21 protein-coding genes are annotated in these 22,555 nt (G+C 66.8%); 12 read left to right on the plus strand and 9 right to left on the minus strand.

Annotated elements, in window-relative coordinates; all coding sequences use genetic code 11:
- Positions 1-45: 45 nt before the first annotated feature.
- Complete coding sequence (locus BU124_RS07925; RefSeq protein ID WP_084862438.1) at positions 46-672, plus strand: GcrA family cell cycle regulator; 627 nt, start codon at positions 46-48, stop codon at positions 670-672.
- Here BU124_RS07925 and BU124_RS07930 read toward each other — a convergent pair.
- The 8 genes from BU124_RS07930 to BU124_RS07965 form a co-directional block, all read right to left on the minus strand.
- Positions 669-1,268, minus strand: coding sequence for a uracil-DNA glycosylase family protein (locus tag BU124_RS07930; protein WP_245831648.1), 600 nt, complete (start codon positions 1,266-1,268; stop codon positions 669-671). The two genes, BU124_RS07925 and BU124_RS07930, sit on opposite strands and share 4 nt — an antisense overlap.
- Positions 1,269-1,315: 47 nt before the next feature.
- A complete protein-coding gene (locus BU124_RS07935; protein ID WP_084862444.1) occupies positions 1,316-2,032 on the minus strand; it encodes a ThuA domain-containing protein in 717 nt (238 codons plus the stop codon).
- Complete coding sequence (locus BU124_RS07940) at positions 2,029-2,898, minus strand: NAD(P)-dependent oxidoreductase (RefSeq protein WP_084862447.1); 870 nt, start codon at positions 2,896-2,898, stop codon at positions 2,029-2,031. The genes BU124_RS07935 and BU124_RS07940 overlap by 4 nt, the downstream gene beginning before the upstream one ends.
- 1 nt (position 2,899) lies before the next feature.
- Positions 2,900-4,411, minus strand: coding sequence for a sugar ABC transporter ATP-binding protein (locus tag BU124_RS07945; RefSeq protein ID WP_084862449.1), 1,512 nt, complete (start codon positions 4,409-4,411; stop codon positions 2,900-2,902).
- The gene (locus BU124_RS07950) at positions 4,408-5,409 is read right to left on the minus strand and encodes an ABC transporter permease (protein ID WP_084862452.1); all 1,002 of its coding nucleotides are present in this window, start codon (positions 5,407-5,409) and stop codon (positions 4,408-4,410) included. The genes BU124_RS07945 and BU124_RS07950 overlap by 4 nt, the downstream gene beginning before the upstream one ends.
- 12 nt (positions 5,410-5,421) lie before the next feature.
- Positions 5,422-6,396, minus strand: coding sequence for an ABC transporter permease (locus BU124_RS07955; RefSeq protein ID WP_084862455.1), 975 nt, complete (start codon positions 6,394-6,396; stop codon positions 5,422-5,424).
- 39 nt (positions 6,397-6,435) lie between these two features.
- Entirely contained in the window at positions 6,436-7,233 is a 798-nt protein-coding gene (locus tag BU124_RS07960) for an SDR family oxidoreductase (RefSeq protein WP_084862457.1), read from the minus strand.
- A 78-nt stretch (positions 7,234-7,311) separates the two neighbouring features.
- On the minus strand, positions 7,312-8,268 hold the full coding sequence (locus BU124_RS07965) for a sugar ABC transporter substrate-binding protein (RefSeq protein WP_084862459.1): 957 nt from the start codon (positions 8,266-8,268) through the stop codon (positions 7,312-7,314).
- 208 nt (positions 8,269-8,476) lie between these two features.
- Between BU124_RS07965 and BU124_RS07970 the strand changes: the two genes are divergently transcribed.
- The 8 genes from BU124_RS07970 (at position 8,477) to BU124_RS08005 (ending at position 18,221) form a co-directional block, all read left to right on the plus strand.
- Positions 8,477-10,345 (plus strand): ABC transporter substrate-binding protein, encoded by a 1,869-nt coding sequence (locus tag BU124_RS07970; RefSeq protein WP_245831644.1) that lies wholly within the window; start codon positions 8,477-8,479, stop codon positions 10,343-10,345.
- Complete coding sequence (locus BU124_RS07975; RefSeq protein WP_084862461.1) at positions 10,327-11,136, plus strand: SDR family NAD(P)-dependent oxidoreductase; 810 nt, start codon at positions 10,327-10,329, stop codon at positions 11,134-11,136. The genes BU124_RS07970 and BU124_RS07975 overlap by 19 nt, the downstream gene beginning before the upstream one ends.
- Before the next feature lie 66 nt (positions 11,137-11,202).
- Positions 11,203-12,513 (plus strand): M24 family metallopeptidase, encoded by a 1,311-nt coding sequence (locus BU124_RS07980; protein ID WP_084862463.1) that lies wholly within the window; start codon positions 11,203-11,205, stop codon positions 12,511-12,513.
- Between the two features lie 108 nt (positions 12,514-12,621).
- Positions 12,622-13,599 carry a thiamine pyrophosphate-dependent dehydrogenase E1 component subunit alpha gene (locus BU124_RS07985; protein WP_084862466.1) on the plus strand — a complete coding sequence of 326 codons (978 nt, stop codon included), beginning with the start codon at positions 12,622-12,624 and terminating at the stop codon, positions 13,597-13,599.
- Between the two features lie 10 nt (positions 13,600-13,609).
- Positions 13,610-14,605, plus strand: coding sequence for an alpha-ketoacid dehydrogenase subunit beta (locus BU124_RS07990; protein WP_084862468.1), 996 nt, complete (start codon positions 13,610-13,612; stop codon positions 14,603-14,605).
- Entirely contained in the window at positions 14,595-15,890 is a 1,296-nt protein-coding gene (locus BU124_RS07995; RefSeq protein WP_084862470.1) for a biotin/lipoyl-containing protein, read from the plus strand. Before BU124_RS07990 ends, BU124_RS07995 begins: the two co-directional genes overlap by 11 nt.
- Before the next feature lie 15 nt (positions 15,891-15,905).
- On the plus strand, positions 15,906-17,330 hold the full coding sequence (locus BU124_RS08000; protein WP_084862473.1) for an NAD-dependent succinate-semialdehyde dehydrogenase: 1,425 nt from the start codon (positions 15,906-15,908) through the stop codon (positions 17,328-17,330).
- Positions 17,331-17,339: 9 nt separating this feature from the next.
- A complete protein-coding gene (locus BU124_RS08005) occupies positions 17,340-18,221 on the plus strand; it encodes a 2-oxo acid dehydrogenase subunit E2 (RefSeq protein WP_084862475.1) in 882 nt (293 codons plus the stop codon).
- Between the two features lie 66 nt (positions 18,222-18,287).
- On the opposite strand, the gene katG is transcribed toward BU124_RS08005, so the two are convergent.
- Positions 18,288-20,459 carry a catalase/peroxidase HPI gene (katG, locus tag BU124_RS08010; RefSeq protein WP_084862476.1) on the minus strand — a complete coding sequence of 724 codons (2,172 nt, stop codon included), beginning with the start codon at positions 20,457-20,459 and terminating at the stop codon, positions 18,288-18,290.
- A 119-nt stretch (positions 20,460-20,578) separates the two neighbouring features.
- Here katG and BU124_RS08015 point away from each other — a divergent pair, with 119 nt between their 5' ends.
- From BU124_RS08015 to BU124_RS08025, 3 genes are all read left to right on the plus strand, one after another.
- Positions 20,579-21,490: a hydrogen peroxide-inducible genes activator gene (locus BU124_RS08015; protein ID WP_084862478.1), complete on the plus strand. Its 912-nt coding sequence runs from the start codon at positions 20,579-20,581 to the stop codon at positions 21,488-21,490.
- 103 nt (positions 21,491-21,593) lie between these two features.
- Entirely contained in the window at positions 21,594-22,061 is a 468-nt protein-coding gene (locus BU124_RS08020; protein ID WP_084862479.1) for an NUDIX hydrolase, read from the plus strand.
- 61 nt (positions 22,062-22,122) lie between these two features.
- Positions 22,123-22,551 (plus strand): DUF1178 family protein, encoded by a 429-nt coding sequence (locus BU124_RS08025; RefSeq protein WP_084862481.1) that lies wholly within the window; start codon positions 22,123-22,125, stop codon positions 22,549-22,551.
- The last annotated feature ends 4 nt before the right edge of the window (positions 22,552-22,555 follow it).

A 22,555-nucleotide genomic window follows, 5' to 3' on the forward strand; every position in this document is an offset into this window, starting at 1 on the left:
GTGCCCGAGCGGCGCCCGGGGCCAGACCGAGCGGATTGGAAGCAGATGTCCTGGAGCGACGAGCGCGTCGAGACGTTGAAGAAGATGTGGACCGAAGGCCAGTCGGCCAGCCAGATCGCCAAGGAGCTGGGCGGCGTGACCCGCAACGCCGTGATCGGCAAGGTGCACCGGCTGGGGTTGTCGAATCGGGCCGGTACGGCCGGGGCGCCCGCAGCGACAGCCGCGGCGCCGGCGCCCGAGGCCCCGGCGAAACCGGCCCCGGCCGCCAAGCCGACCGCCCAGCCCGAGGCCCGGCCCGAGCCGGAGGCCGAAAGCCCGGCCCCCGCAGCGCCCGAGCCGGACGCGGAGGATCACGAAGAGGCCGCAGAAGAGGCGCCGCGCACCGCCGCGCGTCGGGCCATCATCCCTGCGGGCCAGCCGCTGCCACCCCAGCCCAGCGCCAACGAGATCGACCCCGAGGCGCTGGCGAAGGTGAGCGAGGTCGAGAAGACCGCCAAGAAGCTCAGCCTGATGGAGTTGACCGAACGGACCTGCAAGTGGCCCATCGGCGACCCGGCGACCGAGGATTTCTATTTCTGCGGCCTGCCGGTGCAGCAGGGCAAACCCTATTGCGAGGCCCATGTCGGCGTCGCCTTCCAGCCCATGTCCAGCCGCCGCGACCGCAAGCGCTAGAGGATCTCCCGGACCCGCTGGCGCAGCGCCGGCAGGATCTCCGCCTCGATCCAGGGGTGGCGGCGCAGCACGGCGGTGTTGCGCCACGACGGATGCGGCAGGACGAAGGTGCCCGGCGCATGGGCGCGCCAGTTGCGCAGGGTCTCGACCACCCCCGCCCGCGCGGCCTGCGGGCCGAGGTGCCAGCGCTGGGCGTGGCCGCCAATCACAACGGTCGTCCTGATATCAGGCAGGTGCGCGAGGACCGCCGCGCGCCAGGTTTCCGCGCAGCGCCGCGGCGGCGGCCGGTCGCTGCCGCGCGCATCATACCCCGGAAAGCAGAAGGCCATGGGCACGATCGCCACCCTGTCGGTGTCGTAGAACTCCGCGCGGCTCAGGCCCAGCCAGTCGCGCAGCCGATCGCCCGACCGATCGTCGAATGGCACCCCGCTTTCATGCACGCGCATCCCCGGCGCCTGCCCCGCGATCAGCAGACGGGCACCGGGCCGGAACCAGGCCACCGGGCGCGGGGCATGGGCAGTTTTCGTGGCCGCAAAATCCTCGGCGCAAAGCGAACAGGACCGGATACGGGATTTCAGCGTGTCGGCGTCCACGATCGACGGCTCCCTTCGGAGCGGCAACCTAGCGCCGTGCCGCCGCGCTGTCAGCCCGCCGCCTGCTTGCCCTCGGCGGCCCATATGGCGCCGCGTCGGATCATCTCGGTCACCTGCGGAACCTTCAGATCGTCCAGTTCGTGCCCGATGGAGCAATAGAACACCCGACCCTTGTCCCACCGGCGGGTCCAGGTGACTGGGATGACCGTGCCCTCGATCCACCAAAGATGGTCGCCGGAAAAGGTAGTCGTGGCCAGCACGTTGTTCGAGGGATCCGTGAGCATGTAGTACTGCTCGGACTTAATGCGAAAACTGCCGATACCCGCGACCAGCGGATGGTCAGGCTGGCAGATGGTCACATCGTAGTCGATGTAGTCTTCCCTGGGCTGGAGGTTGTCCGGCCAGCCCGGCGGGTGCGCCACGAACTGCCCGCCGATCAGGAAGTGATATGTGGGCCGGTCGCGAAAGGCGTCACCCATGTGCCCGTGCCAGCCGGCCAGCCCGCAGCCGTCCCCGATCAGCTTGAGCAATCCGTCTTCCTGCGGCTTGGTCATGTTGCCGAACTCGATCTGATGGCCCGACCGGGCCGATGACCAGATCGGCGTGATCAGGTCCAGGTCGGCCAGGTCATCGGGGCATTCCAGCGGTGCTAGCGTGTCGTAGACATCGACCTCGAAACCGTTCGCCGCCAGAAGCTCTTTGTACCAGTCGGCAAAGTGGGTGGGCGTGTGGCCTTCCCATCCGCCGACGAAAAGCGCGGCCTTCATGCCTTGTCCCCTCGCGTGAATGGCAGGATCGCGGCCATGTCGCGGGCGCCATAGCCCTCAGCCTCGGCCCTGAGTAGTCTGTCCAGAGTCACCCGCCCCTGCGGCATGGCGATGCCCAGCCTGTCGGCCAGAGCGGCGGTGACTTCCATGTCCTTGCGCGCCAGTGCCACGGTGAAGGTCACGTCATGCGCGGCCTCGTCGAGGTAGAGCGGCCGACGGTATTTCAGCATCGGCGCGGCGGCGGCGCTCTTCTCGATCACGTCAAAGGCCGCGTCGCGTGCGATGCCCGCCGCCTCGGCCAGGGTCATGGCCTCGGCAAGGGTCTGGTTGATGCCGTGGATCAGCGAGTTGACGGCGAGCTTCATGACCGCCCCGGCGCCCGTGGCGCCAAGGCAGATCGTGGCCCGGCCCATGGCGTCGAACAGCAGCCTGAGCGGCGCGGCCTCATCCTCGGTGCAACCGGCCATGATCAGCAGTTGCGCCTGTTCGGCGGCCTGCGTCGCCCCGGAGACCGGCGCGTCGATCACCTGGCATCCTTCCGGCGCGTTCGAAGCCAGCATCGCGATGTGATCCGGCGACATGGTGCCCATTTCCAGGAAGACCCGCGCGCCCCGCCCCGCGAACAACCCGTCCGCGTCGAGGTGCACCGCCTCGGACGACGAGTCATCGGCCAGCATGGTCACGACGACCTCCACCGCTTCGGTCATCGCCGCGGGGCTGTCGGCGACGGAGCAGCCGGTCCGGTCGGCCAGCGCCCGCGCCTTGTCGGGCGTGCGGTTCCAGACGGTGACGTCATGCCCGGCCGCCACGAGATTGGCAGCCATATGCGCGCCCATACGGCCAAGTCCCGCGAATCCGACGCGCATCTCAGGCCACTTTGTCGCCCTGCAGGCCGGAAATCGCCTGGATCAGGCTGTCTTCAGTGACCTCGTCCGAGGTGAAGGTGCGCATAACCCGGCCCGAGAACATCGCGACGATCCGGTCGGAGACATGCAGCACCTCGGGCATTTCCGAACTGATGACGATGACCGCGTAGCCCTGCGCGGCAAGGTCGCGGATCAGGTTGTGAATCTCGGACTTCGAGCCGACGTCGATGCCGCGCGTCGGCTCGTCGACGATGAGCACCTCGGGGCGCATCGACAGCCACTTGCCGATGACAATCTTCTGCTGGTTGCCGCCCGACAGGTTGCCGACGGTCTGGCGCCAGCCCGGCGTTCGGATGTCGAGCTTGTCGCGATACTGGTCGAAGATCGAGATCTCGGCCCCGTCGCTGACGAAGGGCCCGGCGGTCAGGTCGTCGACCTGCGGCAAGGTCATGTTGTCGCGGCAGTTCATGCCCAGCACGAGGCCCTGGCCCTTGCGATCCTCGGGCACCAGCGAGATTCCCCGCGCAATGGCCTCGATCGGGGAATGGATACGCACCTCCTCCCCGCCCAGCAGGATCTGCCCCTCGGACGGATCGCGCAGGCCGAAGATCGTCTCGGCGATCTCGGTGCGGCCCGCGCCGACCAGCCCGTAGAAGCCCACGACCTCGCCCCGGTGGACGGTGAAGCTGACATCATTGAACAGATGACCGCAGGACAGGCCGCGCACTTCCAGCGCCACATCGCCCATCTCGTGATGGCTCTCGTTGCGGCTCAGGTCCAGCTTGCGCCCGATCATCAGCTGCGTGACCGCTTCCTCATCGGTTTCGGCGGTGTTCAGCGTGCCGCGATACTGGCCGTCGCGCAGGACGCTGATCCGGTCGGTGATCTTGAAGATTTCCTCCATCCGGTGCGAGATATAGATGATCCCGACGCCCCTTGATTGCAGATCCGCAATCACCTTGAAGAGCACGACCTTCTCGGCATCGGTCAGCGAGGCCGTGGGTTCGTCGAAGATGACCGCGCGCGGATCGACGGTCAGCGCGCGGGCGATCTCGACCATCTGCTGGTTGGCGATCGACAGGTCCCCGACCCGGGTGCGCGCATCGAAGCTGACATTGAGCGTCTTGAGGATCGCGTCGGTATCCGCGTAGAGCTTGCCCCAATCCACCCGGCCGAAGGATTTAAGAGGCAACTCGCCAAGCCAGATGTTTTCGGCCACTGTGAGTTCGTCCGCGAGGCTCAGTTCCTGGTGGATGAAAACCACGCCGCGGGCCTTGGCCTGCATGGGCGAGGTGATCTCGACCTGTTCCTCGGCCACGCAGATTTGACCCTCGTTGGGGTCGTAGATGCCGCCCAGGACCTTCATCAGTGTCGACTTTCCGGCACCGTTCTCGCCCATGAGGGCGTGAACCTCGCCGGGGCGCAGGTCGAAAGAGACACCATCAAGGGCGCGCACGCCGGGGAAGGTCTTGACCACCCCTTCCAGGCGCAGAACAGGGGGTTGATCCGTCATGTCTTGAGCTCCTCCTTGCCCTTGCGGTTCAATTGGCGATCCAGGAACAGCACCGCGATCAGGATCAGGCCGATCACGAGGTTCACCGTTTCCGTGTCGGCGCCGATGTGGCCCAGCCCCTTGCGCAGCAGCTGGATGGCGATGACCCCGCCGAGAGTCGAGACGATCGAGCCGTAGCCCCCCGCCAGCTTGGTGCCGCCCAGGACCACGGCGGTGATCGCCCAGAGCTCGTAGAGCATGCCGTCATTGGGGTTCACCGAGCCGCTTTCCGAGTAGAAGACGACAGCCGACAGCGCCGCGAGAAAACCGATCAGCATGAAATTCAGCAGGAAGTGCGGCCCGACCCGGATACCGGCGTTCACCGCCGCATCGCGGTTGTTGCCGATGGCATAGGCATTGCGGCCGTGCACCGTCCGGGTCATGACCAGCCAGAGGATCAGCGCCACCGCGAGCAGGAACCAGCTTGCCGTGTGCAGCCCCAGGAACTGCGCCTCGGCGAAATCCACCAGCGTCCAGTTCAGGTGGCTGGTGGGCTGTTCGCCGTTGTACATGAACACCAGCCCGCGAAAGCCCAGCATCGACCCCAGCGTGACGATGAAGGCATCGACCCCGGTCTTCCAGACGATCAGGCCGTTGATCGCCCCGAGCACGACCCCGGTCAGCAGCGCGAAGCCCCAGGCCAGCGGGATGGCCCAGTCGCCCAGCGCCTGCATGAAGGGCCAAGTCATGCTGTCCAGCATCACGATCGCAGCCAGCGCGAAGGTCGCGCCGACGCTCAGGTCGATGTTGCCGTTGATCATGATGATGGTCATGCCCAGCGCGATGATCCCGATCGGTGCCGACTGCTTGAGCAGCAGCAGCATGTTGTCGAAATCCATGAAGGCCGTGTCAGTGACCGACAGGTAGTTTCCCGCGATCGAGAAGAAGGCCAGTTCGAGGACGATGAAGCCCCAGATCGCGCCCTGCTTGAGCAGGTCCTTGCGTCTTTCCGTAAACATGGTGTCCCTCCCTCAGGCGATCGGCGACCAGAGACGGCCCCGCTTGGCGGCGATGTCCAGCCAGACCGCCAGGATGATGACCGCCCAGATCACGACGTCCTGGACATAGAATTCGAGGCCGATCAGCAGCAGGCCGTTCTCGATGAAGCCGAAGATCAGGACGCCGATCACCGTCTTTAGGATCGTGCCCGACCCGCCCAGAAGCGACGCGCCGCCGAGGATGACCATGGCCAGCACCTCGAGCTCGTAGCCCTGGCCCACGGTGTTCTGGCTGCCCAGGCTGCGGCTGGCCTGCAGCAGGCCGGCCGTGGCCACGCAGAAGGCCGAGATCAGGTAGGTGAAGAACACCACCCGCGCCCGCGGAATGCCCGAGAAGGTTGCCGCCTGGCCGTTACCACCGACGGCGTAGACCTTGCGGCCGAAGGGGGTCTTGGACAGCACCAGGCTCAGCACGAGGGCGAGCGTTCCGAAGATGACGATCGGCATGGGGACGCCGAGGATATCACCGCGCCCGAAGAGACCGAACCAGGTGCCCTCCTTGTCGGCGATGTCCATGTTCTGGCCGCCCGACCATGTCAGCGTCAGACCGTGGATCGCCGAAAGCATGCCCAGCGTCACGATCAGGGAATTAAGTTTCAGATACCCCACGAGGAACCCGATGAAGGCCCCGAGCGCCAGCGTCAGCCCGAACATCGCAGGGATCGCCAGCGTCGGGCCCAGCGTGTCGTGCAAATCCAGCACCACGATGGTCGAGAACGACATCATCGACCCGACCGACAGGTCGAGGTTGCCGCCGATCACCACAAAGGTCACGCCCAGCGCCATCACCCCGAGGATGGCCGAGGACCGGATCACCCCGAAGATGTTGTCGATCGCGATAAATCGCTGATTGGCCAGCGCGAAGCCGACCATGAACAGCACGAAGGCGACGAGGATGCCCTGCCGGGCCAAGAAGCCGCCGATGCCCTTTTTCGTCAAGTCCGCCATGTCATCCTCCCAGATGGTGCGCCGCGGCCCGCGGCCCGGTCACACCAAGGTCATCCCACCGTCGATCATCACGATCTGCCCGGTCATGTAGTCGCTGTCCTTCGAGGCCAGGAACGTCGTCGTCCCGGTGATATCCTCGGGGCGGGCGACGCGGCCCTTGAGGATCTCTGCCGAAAATTCCTCCATCGCCTGCCCGGGGCGGTCGGCGGCGCCGATCTCCATCAGGTCGCGGTCGACCTGTTCCCACATCTCGGTGGCGACGACGCCCGGGGCGAAGCCCGTCACCGTGATATCATGTTTTGCCAGATCGCGTGCCCCCGATTGCGTGAGCGCGACAACCGCCCACTTGCTGGCACAATAGGGCGCGACGTTGTCGAACCCCTGCCGGCTGGCGATGCTGGCGGTGTTGACGATCTTGCCGCCGCCGCCCTGGGCGATCATCTGCCGGGCCGCTTCCTGCATGCCGATCATGCAGCCCATCCCGTTGACGCCCATGATGAAATTCCAGTTATCCTCGGTCACGTCGAGAAAATTCATCGGCTTGTTCACGCCCGCGTTGTTGAACTTGACGTCCAGCCGCCCGAAGACCTCGACGGTGTGGGCAATCATCGCGCGAACCTGATCGCGATCGGTGACATCGACCACAGCGTGGGTCACGTCAGCGCCGGCCCGCGCGGCGCGAGCGGCGTTCTGCGCGGCGACCTCGGCGATCTTGTGCGCGTTCATGTCGGCGAAACAGACATTCGCGCCCTCATCCAGGAGCGCCTCTCCGATCGCGCGGCCAATGCCCTGTGCCGCGCCAGTGACGATGCAGGACCGCCCCGAGACTCGCGTCATCACACGCCCCTCTCCGTCTTGTCGTGGAACGCAAAATGCGCGGGGCAGACAGGCCGCCCCGCGCATTCCGGGAGAGACCTAGAACACCGGCTTGTCGAACTCGTCCATGTTGTCCTGAGTGATCTTCGGCGTGTCGAAGTAGTTCAGGAACGGGACATCCTCACCATCGAGAACGTCGATCGCGGTCCGCAGCGCGGCCTCGGCGTCATCAACCGGCGACTGGTAGATAGACCCCCAGTAATCACCTTCGCCCATGGCCTCGTAGCCCACGGCAAAGTTGGTCGCGCCCACGAAGGTGATCCCGTCACGCCCCGCGGCCTTGGCGGCGTTCAGCGCGCCCACGCCCATGTTGTCGTCGCCGGCATAGACGCCGTCGATATCGTCGTACTTGACGAGGAAGGCTTCCATGACTTGCTGCGACTTCTCGCGGTTCCAGTCACCGGGCTGGCTTTCGACAAGCTCGACGTTCGGGCAGACCTCGGGCAGGCGGTCCTGGAAACCGTCGGAGCGTTCGATCGCGGTGGTGTAACCGGGCTGGCCGGTGATCTCGACCACGCGGGCCTCGTCAGCGATGCCCAGCTCCTTGAAGCGATCACACATGATCTCGGCCGAACGCGAGCCCTGGGTGATGTTGTCGGGGCCCGAGAAGGAGGCGACGAAGTCGAAACCGGCCTCCGCGATGTTCGAGTTGGTGACGACGACCGGGATGCCGGCCTGGTCTGCCTTGCGCACGGCCGGGATCACCGCTTCGCCGTTGGTCGGCCAGATGATGATGGCATCGACCTCCTGCTGGATCAGGTCTTCCATCTGGGCGATCTGGCGGGCCACGTCGCCGCCGGCGTCCAGCACCACGACCTCGACGTTGTCGTTGGCCTCGGCGGCGGCGATGAAGGCCTGCTCGTAGGTTGTCTGGTAGCTGTCGACGCCCACGTTGTTCTGAGTGATGCCGATGGTATAGGTGTCATCCTGCGCCAGCGCCGACGTGCCGATCATGGCCGTCGAACAGGCGAGCGCGGCTTTCAGTGTCTTATTCATTCCTGGATCCTCCCATTGGATGTATCGCGCGGATCGCGGCTGTCCTCCCAGACCGGGACGACACCCGGCGCAATCCTGCCCCGAATAAGGCGCGATTCTGCGCCACATGTGATCGGCCGTTTTGTTCAAATCGGATATTCTTGTATCCGATACGGATTTTTTATCCATACTGGCGCCAGCCCAAATTGAACATTTTGAGGACAATCCGATGAACGACGCGACCCGCGCCCCCGCAACCTCCGACACGCCGCGAGCCATGCACCAGCCTGCCGCTAAAGATATCCAAATCGGACAATCCGCTGTCGCCCCCGCTGACGGCCTGTCCGGCGTGGCGGCCGGCCCCGATCTGGAACGCATCGTGCATTTTTTGCAGGACTTCTGCGTCGAGATCGACACGGCGATCGACCCGAACACGCCAAACCCGCATCTCAACATGATCCTGCACCTGCTGCGCGGGCACCTCGAAGGGCGCGTGATCTCGCCCTCGTCCATGGTCGCCGCCGCCGGGGTGCCCTACGCCACAGGCACCCGCAAGCTGACCGATCTGCGCGGCGCTGGGCTGATCGAGCAGCGCCCGCGCACCAAGACCGGCAAGAGCTTCTCGCTGCATCCCAGCCCGCAGTTGCTGGACAGTTTCAGCCAGCTGGCCGACCGGGTCGACCGCATGGCCCGGGCCACGCTGCTTCAGACCTCCGGCGACGGCGGGGACACCGACTATTACTTCGGGCGCTCCTATCAGCCGGGCCTGGCCGCCATCGCGCCGCCCAGCGCCCTGCCGCAGCCGCTCAAGCTGGCCGGCGGGCTGCGCATCCTGGTTCACGGCGACCCCACCTTCATGGTCATGGAGACGCTCAAGCGGCAGTTCGAACAGATCGTCGGCACCGGCATCCATCAGCGCGCCTTTTCCATCGACCGGCTGCGCGAAGAGGCGCTGCGCAACGCCGCCCGCCCCAAGAGCCGCTATGACCTGATCGCGGTGGATCTGCCCTGGCTGGGCGAGTTCGTCAGCCGGGGCGTCATCCGTCCGCTGGCCGAGGTCATGGATGTCGACCGCCTCGACCCCAGCGATTTTCACACCGCCGGCTGGCGCGCGGCGCACTGGGGCGGCACACCCTACGGCGTGCCCAGCCAGACGACGCCGGAACTGATGTTCTACCGCAAGGACTGGTTCGCCGCCGCCGGGCTGGAGCCGCCGGCAACCACCGAGGCGGTGATCGCCGCCGCCCGGCACCTGCACGACCCGCGCCACGGCCGCTACGGCGTGGCCTGGAACGCCGCGCGCGGCACCGCGCTGGGGCATACCTTCATGATGACCTGCGCGGCCTTCGGCCAGCCCATCATCGACATTCCGCCCATCGCCGGCGGGTTCGACGCCGACAACCTGGCCGAGGGCGGCTTTGCCCCGCGGTTCGATACCGACCGCGCGCATGCAGCGGCCGACTACCTGATGCAGTTGATGGATGTCTCGCCGCCCGACATCCTGTCGATGTCGTGGTACGAACGCGTCCGCCCCTATGCCGAGGGCAAGGTCGCCATGGCCTATGGCTATACCCTGCTGGCCCCCTATTTCGAACTCGACAGCAGCTGCCCGGCCCACGGCAACACGGGCTATCTGCCGCATCCGCACGGGCCCGAGGGCGCGCCGATCGCGCCGGTGGGGGGCTACGTGCTCTGCGTGCCCTCGAACCTGGCCGAGGACCGCGTTGCCGATGCCGCCGAGGCGCTGGTCGCCTTCACCTCGCCGGCGGCGCAGAAGCTCTATGCCCAGAACGGCAGCCGCACCGCGCCGCGCTACTCGGTCGGGGCCGACCCCGAGGTGCGCCGCCTCTCGCCCGTCTTCGAGATGGTCGACCAGATGTCCTGGCGCGACGAGCTGCAGTTCTGGCCGCGCCCGCCGATCCCGAAAATCTCGGACATCATCCGCATCTGCGGGCACGAATTGCACGACATGCTGCGCGGGATCGTCGCCCCGCGCGAGGCACTTGCGCGGGTGCAGGCCCGCGCGGAGGACATTTTGCGACACCCCGACAGCCCGTCCGTCACACAAGGGAGGAAACCATGGACCCCAACCGCCTGACCGGCAAGAACATCCTTATCACCGGCGCCGCCCGCGGCATGGGCGCCGCCAATGCCCAAGTCTTCGCCGCCCAGGGCGCCAATGTCTGTCTCGGCGACCTCGACCTCGCCGCCGCGCAGGAGATGGCAGACACGATCAACGCCGCCGGAAACGGCAAGGCGATCGCCGCCCGGATGGACGTGACAAAGCGCGAGGATAACGCCGCCGCCGTCAAGGCAACGGTCGAGGCCTTCGGGTCGATCAACGTCGGCGTGTTCAACGCCGGCCTGAACAAGCCCCGGTTCTTCATGGATATCGACGAAGAGAACTGGGACATGATCATGAACGTCAACACCAAGGCGATGTGGCTGGGGATGCAGGAGGTCGCCCGCCAGATGATCGCCCAGGGCCCCATGGAGGACCACCCCTACAAGCTGATCAACGTCGGTTCCATCGCCAGCCGCAAGCCCCTGGTCGACGTCACCGTCTACTGCACCTCGAAATACGGCTGCCTGGCGCTGACCGAATGCGGCGCGCTGGGGCTGGCCGAGCACAACATCACCGTGAACGGCTACGCGCCGGGCGTCGTCGTCACCCCGCTGTGGGAACAGCTCGACAAGGACCTGGTCGATATCGGCTTCAAGGAGCGCGAGGGCCAGGCCTATGACGACATTGTCGCCAACAACCTGGTGATCAAGCGCGTCTCCTACCCTGACGACATCACCGGCACTGCCTCTTTCCTGGCCAGCGACGACAGCGACTACATGACCGGCCAGATGATCCACATCGACGGGGGCTGGGTCACCAAGTAACCCCGCCTATCCACAACCGCACCCGCAGACCACAACGCCGGGGCACGGCCCCGCAAGGAGTTCGTCATGTCAGACCGTCCGGGCAATGCCCTGATGCCGAACCTGCTGACCCCGCAGGACCTGAAACCCAACTGGCAGTGGGAGGCCAAGCTGCCCTCGCCCGGCCACATGTCCGTCGATTTCGAGCGCCGGGTCGATCACGACCGGCTGCGCCGCTACCGGCTGGCGCGCACGCGGCAGAGCTTGCAGGCCTCGCAGGCCGGCTCGCTGCTGCTGTTCGACGTCAACAACATCCGCTACGTCTCCGCCACCAAGATCGGCGAGTGGGAGCGGGACAAGATGTGCCGGTTCTGCCTGCTGACCGGCGACGACAGCCCTTACGTCTGGGACTTCGGCTCGGCCGCGGTGCACCACCAGAAGTATTCCGACTGGCTGGAACCCGACCACTGCCTGGCCGGGGTCGTGGGCATGCGCGGCACGATCCCGCCCGAGTTCGGGCTGATGCGCAAGTATGCCAAGATGATCGCCGAGCTGATCAAGGACGCCGGCATGGCCGACATGCCGGTGGGCGTGGACTATGCCGAAACGGCGATGTTCCACGCGCTTCAGGAAGAGGGCATCAAGGTCGTCGACGGCCAGCAGATCATGCTGTCGGCGCGCGAGATCAAGAACTGGGACGAGATCCAGTTGCTGACCCAGGCGGCCAGCATGGTCGACGGCGTCTACCACATGATCTACGAGGAGTTGAAACCGGGCGTGCGGGAAAACGACATCGTCGCGCTGTCCAACAAGATGCTCTACGAGATGGGCAGTGACGACGTCGAGGCGATCAACGCGATCTCGGGCGAGCGCTGCAATCCGCATCCGCACAACTTCACCGACCGGCTGATCCGGCCCGGCGACCAGGCCTTCTTCGACATCCTGCAGTCCTACCAGGGTTACCGGACGTGCTATTACCGCACGTTCAACGTGGGCCGCGCCACCCCGGCGCAGAACGACGCCTACGTCAAGGCGCGCGAATGGATCGACGCCTCGATCGCGATGATCAGGCCGGGTGTCACCACCGACAAGGTGGCCGAGGTCTGGCCCACCGCCGAAAGCCTTGGCTTTCCGAACGAGGACGCGGCCTTCGGGTTGCAGTTCGGGCACGGACTGGGGCTGGCGCTGCACGAGCGCCCGATCATTTCCCGCGCGGTATCACTCGATCACCCGATGGAAATCCAGACCGGCATGGTCTTCGCGCTGGAGACCTACTGCCCGGCGACCGACGGCTATTCCGCCGCCCGGATCGAGGAAGAGGTCGTGGTGACCGAGACCGGCTGCGAGGTGATCAGCCTGTTCCCGGCCGAGGACCTGCCGATCGCCAACCGCTACTGACCCGCCCGTTGCACCAGCAAACGTGGGGGGCCGTCTGCCCCCCACACCCCCCGAGGATATTTGCGGCCAGAAGAACCACCGACGGCCGCCCCGCAAAGGACACGGAACATGGCCAAGGCCAAGACCAATACCGAGGACTACCTGCGCATGTATCGCCAGATGGTGCGCATCCGCACCTTCGAGGACAATGCCAACCAGCTTTACCTCTCGGCCAAGATGCCGGGCCTGACGCACATGTATTCCGGCGAAGAGGGCGTGGCCGTGGGCATCTGCGAGGCGCTGACCGATTCCGACCGCATCACCTCGACCCATCGCGGCCACGGGCATTGCGTCGCCAAGGGGGCGAATTTCAAACAGATGTTCTGCGAGCTACTTGGAAAGGAAGAGGGGTATTGCCGGGGCAAGGGCGGGTCGATGCATATCGCCGACCAGAGCCACGGCAACCTCGGGGCCAATGCCATCGTCGGCGGCTCCATGGGGATCGCCACGGGCTCGGCTTTGCGCGCGAAACTGCAGGGGGCCGACGACGTGACCGTTTGCTTTTTCGGCGACGGGGCGACGGCGCAGGGGCTGCTTTACGAGGTCATGAACATGGCCGCGCTGTGGAACCTGCCCGTCATCTATGCCTGCGAGAACAACGGCTATTCCGAATACACCAAGACCGAGGAAATCGCCGCCGGGTCGATCACCGCGCGGGCCGAGGCCTTCGGCATCGAGGCCCACACGGTGGACGGCCAGGACGTGCTGGCCGTCAACGAGCTGACGCAGGACCTGGTCGCGCGTGCGCGCCGCGGCGAGGGGCCGTTCTTTCTGGAGCTGGAAACCTACCGCTACCACGGCCACCACGTGGGCGACATCAACCGCGAGTATTACCGGTCCAAGGACGAGGAAAAGGACTGGAAGGAAAATCGCGACCCGATCGTGCGCTTTCGCGGCTGGCTGGTCGAACAGGGCATCGCCACCGAGGACGAAATCGAGGCGATGAACGCCGAGATCGAGACCGACGCCACCGAGGCGGTCGCCTATGCCGAGGCTGCCAGGTACCCCGACGTGTCCGAGGTCGACATGCATGTCCATTCGGACTGAGGAGAGAGAAATGCGAGAGATCACACTGTCCCAGGCCGTGAACGAGGCCATCGCAGAGGAAATGCGCCGCGACGAGACGGTCTTCCTGATGGGCGAGGACGTGGCCGAGGCCGGCACGCCCTTCAAGGTCCTGTCCGGCCTGGTCGAGGAGTTCGGCACGGGCCGTGTCATCGACACGCCCATCGCCGAGCCGGGCTTTGTCGGCCTCGCCGTGGGCGCGGCAATGACCGGCGGGCGGCCCGTCGTGGACCTGATGTTCGGCGATTTTTTGTACCTGGTCATGGATCAGCTGTGCAACCAGGCAGCCAAGCAGCACTACATGTCGGGTGGCAAGCTGACGGTGCCGATGGTCCTGCGCACCAACCTCGGGGCAACGCGTCGCTCGGCCGCGCAGCACTCGCAGAGCTTGCAGGCGCTGGTGGCGCATATCCCGGGGCTGAAGGTGGCGATGCCCTCGTCGGCCTACGAGGCCAAGGGCCTGATGAAGACGGCGATCCGCGACAACAACCCGGTCGTCATCTTCGAGGACAAGCTGATGTACCAGGACAAGGCGCCGATACCGGAGGAGGACTACCTGATTCCCTTCGGCGAAGCGCATATCAAGCGCGAGGGGTCGGACATCACGCTGATCGGCACGTCCTCGATGGTGCAGGTGGCCGAGGCGGCCGCCGACATGCTCTCGGCCGAGGGCATCAGCGCCGAGGTCATCGACCCGCGCACCCTCGTGCCGCTGGACGAGGCGGCGCTGGTCGAAAGCGTCAAACGGACCAGCCGTGCCATCGTCATAGACGAGGGGCATCAGAGCTATGGCGTGACCTCGGAAATCGCCTCGCGGCTCAACGAAAAGGCCTTCTATCACCTGGATGCGCCGGTGCTGCGCATGGGCGCAATGGACGTGCCGGTGCCCTTCTCGCCCGCGCTGGAGGACATCACTGTGCCGACGCCCGAAGGCGTGGCCGAAAACGCGCGCAAGCTTTGCTCCGGGGAACTCATTCATGCAGCGTGACGACCAGACAGTCACGCGGCGTGACGTGACGATGCCGCAACTGGGCATGGCGCAGGATGCGGGCAAGATCGTGTCCTGGCTGAAAGCCCCGGGCGATGCGGTCGCCAAGGGCGAGGCCCTCTTCGAGGTGGAAACCGACAAGGCCACGATGGAAGTCGAGGCGCAGGCGGCAGGCTTCCTGACCGGGGTGGCAGCGGCCGAGGGCGACGACGTGCCCGTGGGCGCCGTGATCGCCCGGATCAGCGACAGTGCCGAGGATGACACCCCTGCCCCCGCGGCCCCGGTGGCGGAGGTACCGGCAGACGCCCTGCCCGAGGGCCATTCGGTGACCATGCCGCAACTTGGCATGGCCCAGGATACCGGGCTGCTGGTCGGCTGGCTGAAATCGCCGGGTGATGCCGTCGCGGCGGCGGACGTGCTTTTCGAGGTCGAGACCGACAAGAGCACCATGGAGGTCGAGGCGGGCCGGGATGGATACCTGGCCGCGACGCTGGCTCAGGCGGGCGAAGAGGTGCCCGTGGGCGGACCGGTGGCCGTGATAAGCAACGCCGCCCCGGACAATCCCGTAGCCCGGTCCGTGGCCGCGGCCCCGGCGCCGCCCGCACAAGAGGCAAAGCCGGAGCCGGCGGCCGAACCAGCCCGGAAACCGGCCGCGCCACAACCGGTCCTGCAGCCGACAGGCGGGCGCATCCTGGCCTCGCCCAAGGCGCGGCGGCTGGCGCTGGAACAGGGGCTGGACCTGGCCCGCCTGGCCGAGGCGGGCCATCCGCAGCCCTATCACGTCAGCGACCTGGACACGCTGCGCAGCCTACCGGCCGTCACCCCCGCGGCCGAGGCGGGCGAGGCCAGCCGGCGCCTTGTTGCCGAGGTGCCCGAGGATGGCGTGCCGGCGTTCGCGGCCTGGGCGGCCGCGGCGCATGGCCTCACGGATGCCGACGCGATCCTCGCCGGGTTGACGGCCGCGTCACTGCCCGACCCCGGCCCCGTGGCTGTCGAACGGCACGGCACGATGACGACCTATGCCCTGCCCGCCGACCGCGCCCTGTCGGGCGTGGCCGAGACCGGGGACGACCCGGCACTGATACTGCGCGATCTGCGCGGCAGCCGGCTGACCAACGTCGAGATGGGCGGCGAGTCCACCCCGGTTCTGACCCTGACACCGAAGGCGACGGGCCTGACCCTCACCCTGGAATGCGCCGCGTCCCGGCTGGACGCGCGGGCCGCGATCCAGCTTCTGACCGACGTCGCGGACCGGGTGGAACAACCGCTCCGCCATCTGCTCTGACCCCTGGAGACCGACATGGACTACACCGATCTCTACATAAACGGCGCGTGGCACGCGACCGACACGCGCTTTGACGTGATCAACCCGGCCACCGAAGAGGTGCTGGCCACTGTCGCCTCGGCCGAGACCGCCGATGCCGATGCCGCGCTTGATGCCGCCGAGGCGGCCATGGCCGACTGGGCGGCGCGCACGCCGCGGCAGCGGTCAGAGGTGCTGCGCAAGGCCTGGGAATTGATGACCGCGCGACTGGATCACTTCGCCCACCTCATCACGCTTGAAAACGGCAAGGCCGGCGTCGACGCCCGCGGCGAGGCCGCCTATGCCGCCGAGTTCTTTCGCTGGTTCGCGGAAGAGGCCGTGCGCGCCGACGGGCTGATCACGCAGGCCCCCGCCTCGGGCGCGCGCATCGTGGTGCAGCACAAGCCCGCCGGGCTGGCGGTGCTGGTCACGCCGTGGAACTACCCGGCGGCCATGGGCACCCGCAAGATCGCGCCCGCGCTGGCCGCGGGCTGTGGCGTCATCATCAAGCCCGCCTCGGAGACGCCGCTGACCATGCTGGCGCTGATGCCGCTGCTGGAAGAGGCGGGCGTGCCGCCGGGGCTGGTCAACGTGTTGCCCAGCACGCGTACCGGCGCGCTGGTCGATCACATGCTGCATGATGCGCGCGTGCGCGTCGTCAGCTTTACCGGGTCGACGGGTGTGGGGCGCAAGCTGCTAAAATCCGCCGCCGACCAAGTGCTCAAACCGGCCATGGAACTGGGCGGCAACGCGCCCTGCATCGTCTTCGAGGACGCCGATATCGAAGCGGCCGTCGAGGGCACAATGCTGGCCAAGATGCGCAACCTCGGCGAGGCCTGCACCGCGGCCAACCGCATCTATGTGCACCGCGACGTGGCCGACGAATTCACCCGCCGCCTGACCGAACGCATGGCCGCGCTCAAGCTGGGCTGTGGCACCGACCCGTCGGTGGATGTCGGCCCGCTGGTCAATGCCGACACGCGCGACAAGGTGGCCGCCTTCGTCGCCGATGCCGTGGCCAAGGGGGCCAAGGTCGAATGCGGTGGCACCACGCCCGATGGGACGGGGTATTTCTACCCACCCACCGTGCTGTCGGGCGTCACCGAGGATGCCGATTGCGTGCATGACGAGATCTTCGGCCCCGTTGCCGCGATCCAGAGCTTTTCCGACCAGGAGGACGTGATCGCCCGCGCCAACGCCACCGAATACGGCCTTGTCGCCTATGTCTTCTCAGAAGATTTCAAGCGCGCGCTGCAGGTCTGCGAGCGGCTGGACTACGGCATGGTCGGCCTCAACCGCGGGCTGGTCAGCGACCCGGCCGCCCCCTTCGGCGGCACCAAGCAATCGGGCCTCGGCCGCGAAGGCGGGCACGAGGGTATGCTGGAGTTCATGGAAACCCAGTATATCTCGGCCAACTGGTAGGGGGTGGACATGTCGGACATCATCGCCAGCCCCTCGACCCGCCGTCTCGCGCGGGACAATGACGTGGATATCGAGGCCCTCGCCCGGCGCCTAGGGCGCACAACGATCGGCCCCGAGGACATCACCGGCAAGGCCCCTGCGCCCGCGGGGCCCGGGGGCGACACCGCCTTCTGGGACGTTGACCACGGCCAGTACGGCCCGGTGCGTGAAGAGCCGATGAGCCGCTTTGCTCAGGTGGCCGCCGGAAACCTTGCCGCCGCGCAGGCGCTGATCCCGGCGGTGACGCATCACGACCGCGCCGACGTCAGCGCCGTCGAGGCCTTTCGCACAGCCCTGAAACCCGAGGCGCAGGCGCGCGGCGTCAAGCTGACCGCGCTGGCCTTTCATGTCGCGGCGCTGGCGCGGTGCCTGCGCGCCTTTCCGCGCTTCAATGCCTCGCTCACGCCTGATGGCGAAACGCTGGTGCTCAAGGATTTCGTCCATATCGGCATCGCCGTGGACACGCCACACGGCCTGATGGTGCCGGTGATCCGCGATGCGGATACCAAGGGGCTGTGGCAGATCGGGGCCGAGATCGCCGACCTCGCCGCGCGCGCGCAGGCCCGCAAGATCGGGCCTGATGAAATGGGCGGGGCGTCCATGACCATCACCAACCTTGGCGGGATCGGCGGCACCGGGTTCACCCCCATCGTCAACCCGCCCGAGGTGGCGATCCTCGGCATCACGCGGACCGAGACCATCACGGTCTGGGACGGCGACACGCCGCGCCCGGTGCCGATGGTGCCGCTGGACCTGTCCTACGATCACCGCGTGATCAACGGCGCCGACGCGGCGCGCTTCCTGGCGCATTACGCGGGCCTGATCGGCGATCCGCGCAACATGCTGATCTGAGGCCGACAAACACAAAACGGCGCCCCCGCGGGGGCGCCGTTTGACTGTCGTTGTGTCGCGGGCCGATCAGGCCAGGTCGTAGCGATCCGCGTTCATCACCTTGGTCCAGGCGGCGACGAAGTCGTTGACGAACTTCTCTTTCGCGTCGTCTTGGGCATAGACCTCGGCATAGGCGCGCAGGATCGAGTTGGAGCCGAACACCAGATCCACGCGGGTGGCGGTGTAGGCGGTCTCGCCCGTCTTGCGATCGACGATGGCGTATTCGTTCTTGCCGGTCGGTTCCCACTTGTAGGACATGTCGGTCAGGGTCTCGAAGAAGTCCGTCGTCAGCGCGCCCGGCGTCTTGGTAAAGACCCCGTCCTCGGTGCCGCCGTGGTTGGTGCCCAGCACCCGCATGCCGCCCAGCAGCACGGTCATCTCGGGCGCGGTCAGGCCCATCAGCTGCGCGCGGTCCAGCAGCAGCTCCTCGGCGGCGACCTCGTAGTCCTGCTTCATGAAGTTGCGGAACCCGTCGGCCATGGGTTCGAGATAGGCGAAGCTCTCGGCGTCGGTCATCTCGTCGGTGGCGTCGCCGCGGCCCGGCGCGAAGGGCACGTCGACCTCGACACCGGCGGCCTTGGCGGCCTGTTCCACTCCGAGGTTGCCGGCCAGCACGATCACGTCGGCGATCGAGGCCCCGGTTTGCTTCGCAATGGGCTCGAGCGTGTCCAGCACGCGGTTCAGCCGCTCGGGCTCGTTGCCGACCCAGTCCTTCTGCGGGGCAAGACGGATGCGAGCGCCGTTGGCCCCGCCGCGCAGGTCCGACTGGCGGAACGTGCGCGCGCTGTCCCAGGCGGTGGCGACCATGTCCGACACCGACAGCCCCGACCCGGCGATAAGGCGCTTGGCCTTGCCGATGTCGTAGTTGACCGGCCCGGCCGGGACCGGGTCCTGCCAGATCAGGTCCTCTTTCGGGGCGTCCGGCCCGATGTAGCGGATGTTCGGCCCGAGGTCGCGGTGGGTCAGCTTGAACCAGGCACGCGCGAAGGTATCGGCGAAATAGTCCGGGTCGTCCATGAACTTCTCGCAGATGGCGCGATAGGTCGGGTCCATCTTCATGGCCATGTCCGCGTCGGTCATCATCGGCATGACCCGCTTGCTCGGGTCCGTGGTGTCGACCGGCATGTCCTCTTCGCGGATGTCCACGGGGCGCCACTGGTTGGCCCCGGCGGGCGACTTGGTCAGCTCCCACTCATAACCGAAAAGCAGCTTGAAATAGCCCATGTCCCACTGCGTGGGGTTGGTCGTCCAGGCGCCCTCGATGCCGCTGGTCACGGCGTTGGTCGCCTTGCCGCCGAGGTTGGGGTTGACCCAGCCGAAGCCTTGGCTGTCGACGTCCGCGGCCTCGGGCTCGGGGCCCAGCGCCTCGGCATCGCCGTTGCCGTGGGCCTTGCCGACCGTGTGGCCCCCGGCGGTCAGCGCCGCGGTTTCCTCGTCGTTCATGGCCATGCGCGCAAAGGTCACACGGACCTGCTCGGCGGTGTTCATCGGATCGGGCTGACCGTTCACGCCCTCGGGATTGACGTAGATCAGGCCCATGTGGACGGCCGCCAGCGGGTTGTCCAGCGTGTGCGGCTTCTGGATGTCCTCGTAGCGCTGGCTGGCGTCGCCGACGAACTCGTTCTCCGCGCCCCAGTAGACGTCCTTTTCCGGGTGCCAGATATCCTCGCGCCCGAAGGAGAAGCCGAAGGTCTTCAGCCCCATCGATTCATAGGCCATGGTCCCGGCCAGCAGGATCAGGTCGGCCCAGGACAGCTTGTTGCCGTATTTCTTCTTGATGGGCCACAGCAGGCGGCGGGCCTTGTCCAGGTTGCCATTATCGGGCCAGGAGTTCAGCGGCGCGAAGCGGATGTTGCCGTGACCGCCGCCACCGCGCCCGTCCTGAATGCGGTAGGATCCGGCCGAGTGCCAGGCCAGGCGGATCATCAGCCCGCCGTAGTGGCCCCAGTCGGCCGGCCACCAGTCCTGGCTGTCGGTCATCAGTGCCTTGACGTCTTCCTTGACCGCCTCGAAGTCGAGCTGCCTGACCTCTTCGCGGAAGTCCGTGTCGCCCAGCGGGTCGGGTTTTTGGTCATGCTGGTGCAGGATGTCGAGGTTGAGCGTCTTGGGCCACCAAGCGGTGACCGACGGCTCGCTGGACGTCAGCCCGCCATGCATCACAGGGCATTTGCCCGCCTTGTCTATGTCGTTTCCGTCCATCTTGTCCTCCGGTCGTGTGCAGTTGACGTATCAATGGTCTTACCATTCTGCCTACAATATAGAGCGCTTTTAGAATTAGTTTAAGTTGAATATTCTGATCGTCATGATAATTTCACCTTATGTCTTCGCTGACCCTCAAGCAGATGCGCTATTTCGAGGCGCTTGCCCGGCACGGCCATTTCGGCCAGGCCGCCGCGGCCTGTGCCATCAGCCAGCCCGCCCTGTCCATGCAGATCAAGGACCTCGAAGACCGGCTCGGCACCCCTGTCTTCGAGCGTGGGCCAAGGCACGTGCGGCTGACCGCCTTCGGCGAACGTGTCGCGGTCCGGGTCCGCGACATCCTGCGCGCGGTCGAGGAACTGGAAGAGCTGGCGCGCGCGTCGCGAGATTCCCTCGCGGGGCCGCTGCGGATCGGCGTGATTCCCACCATCGCCCCTTACCTGCTGCCCCGGATCATCGGCGAGATGTCGCGCCAGCACGAGGGGCTGGACATCAACGTCCGCGAGACCCTGACCTCGACCCTGATCGAGGAACTGGCGCGCGGCCGCATCGACACGGCCATCGTCGCCCTGCCGGTGTCGGAGCCGGGGCTGGAGGAAGTGGCCCTCTTCGAGGAGGATTTCGTTCTGGTGCGGCCCGGCACGGACGCCGATCAGCCCGTCCCCGCGCCCGAACGCCTGCCCGAGATGCGCCTGCTGCTGCTTGAAGAGGGGCATTGTTTCCGCGACCAGGCGCTGTCGTTCTGCAACCGGGCGGCTCAGGCCCCGCGCGAGGTTCTGGACGGCTCGACCCTGTCCACGCTGGTGCAGATGGTCGGCGCCGGGATCGGCGTGACCTTGATCCCCGAGATGGCCGTGCCGGTCGAGACGCCATCGGCCCCGGTGTCGGTCGCCCGGTTCCCGGCCCCCGCGCCGCGGCGCACGATCGGCATGGTCTGGCGCCGCACGAACCCCCTGGCCGATCGGCTGACGGCCATTGCCGGCGTCGTGCGCGCCGCCGGGGCCACCCCCGTCTCGGAGGGCGCTGGATGACCCGCCGCGCCGGCCGAAAAGCACTATGGTACGCGGGGAATCTGCTGTAGAATAGGGTTCGGAGGCGTAGAGACCGCCCGCAAAAGGGCCAGAGACGGCAGGCATGGCAAAACAGGAGACGGAACAGGCGAGGATCAGCCTTGGCGCGGCCGGCAAGACCGATGTCCGCACCCAGTTCGGCGCCCTGTGCTACCGCGTCAAGAATGGCGACCTGCAGTTCTGCCTTATCACCAGTCGCGGCACCGGGCGCTGGATCGTCCCTAAGGGCTGGCCCATGGACGGCGAGACCCCCGGCCAGGCCGCCGCCACCGAGGCCTGGGAAGAGGCCGGTGTCGAGGGCCGCGTGCGCAGCCGCCCCCTCGGCGTCTACAGCTATTACAAGGTCCACAGCGCGGATTCCCTGCCCTGCGTGGTCGTGGTCTATCCGCTCAAGGTGAAAAGGGCACAGAGCCGCTGGCCCGAGTGCAAGGAACGCCAGCGCCGCTGGGTGTCCCGCCGCAAGGCTGCGCGGTTGATCGAAGAGCCCGAGTTGCGGCAGATGATCCTGCACTTCGATCCCAAGCTGGTGTGATTGCCCTGGCCGGGCCTCGGCTCTATCTGTGGGAAAACGGAAGCCGCACGCCGGAGCCCCGATGATCCACTACACGCTGACCTGCGACCAAGACCATCAGTTCGACAGCTGGTTCCGGTCATCGGAGGCCTACGAGACACTTCGCGATGCCGGCCAGGTCGCCTGCGTGACCTGCGGCTCGACCCGGGTGCGCCGCAGCCCCATGGCGCCCAGCATCGCCAAGGGCGGGGCCGACGATGCGGCCCCCGCGCTGTCGCAGGCGCCGGACACGCAGGCCCGGCAGGCTCTGGCCGCCCTGCGCCGCCATGTCGAGGACAACAGCGCCTATGTCGGCCCGGCGTTCGCCTCTCAGGCGCGCGCCATGCACGACGGCACCGCGCCAGAACGCGCCATCCACGGCGAGGCCGGCCCCGAAGAGGCCAAGGCCCTGATCGAGGACGGCATTCCGGTGGCGCCCCTGCCCTTCGTCCCCAAGCGCAAGACCAACTGATACA

The organism is Salibaculum halophilum, from assembly GCF_002094885.1.
GTDB lineage: Bacteria > Pseudomonadota > Alphaproteobacteria > Rhodobacterales > Rhodobacteraceae > Salibaculum > Salibaculum halophilum.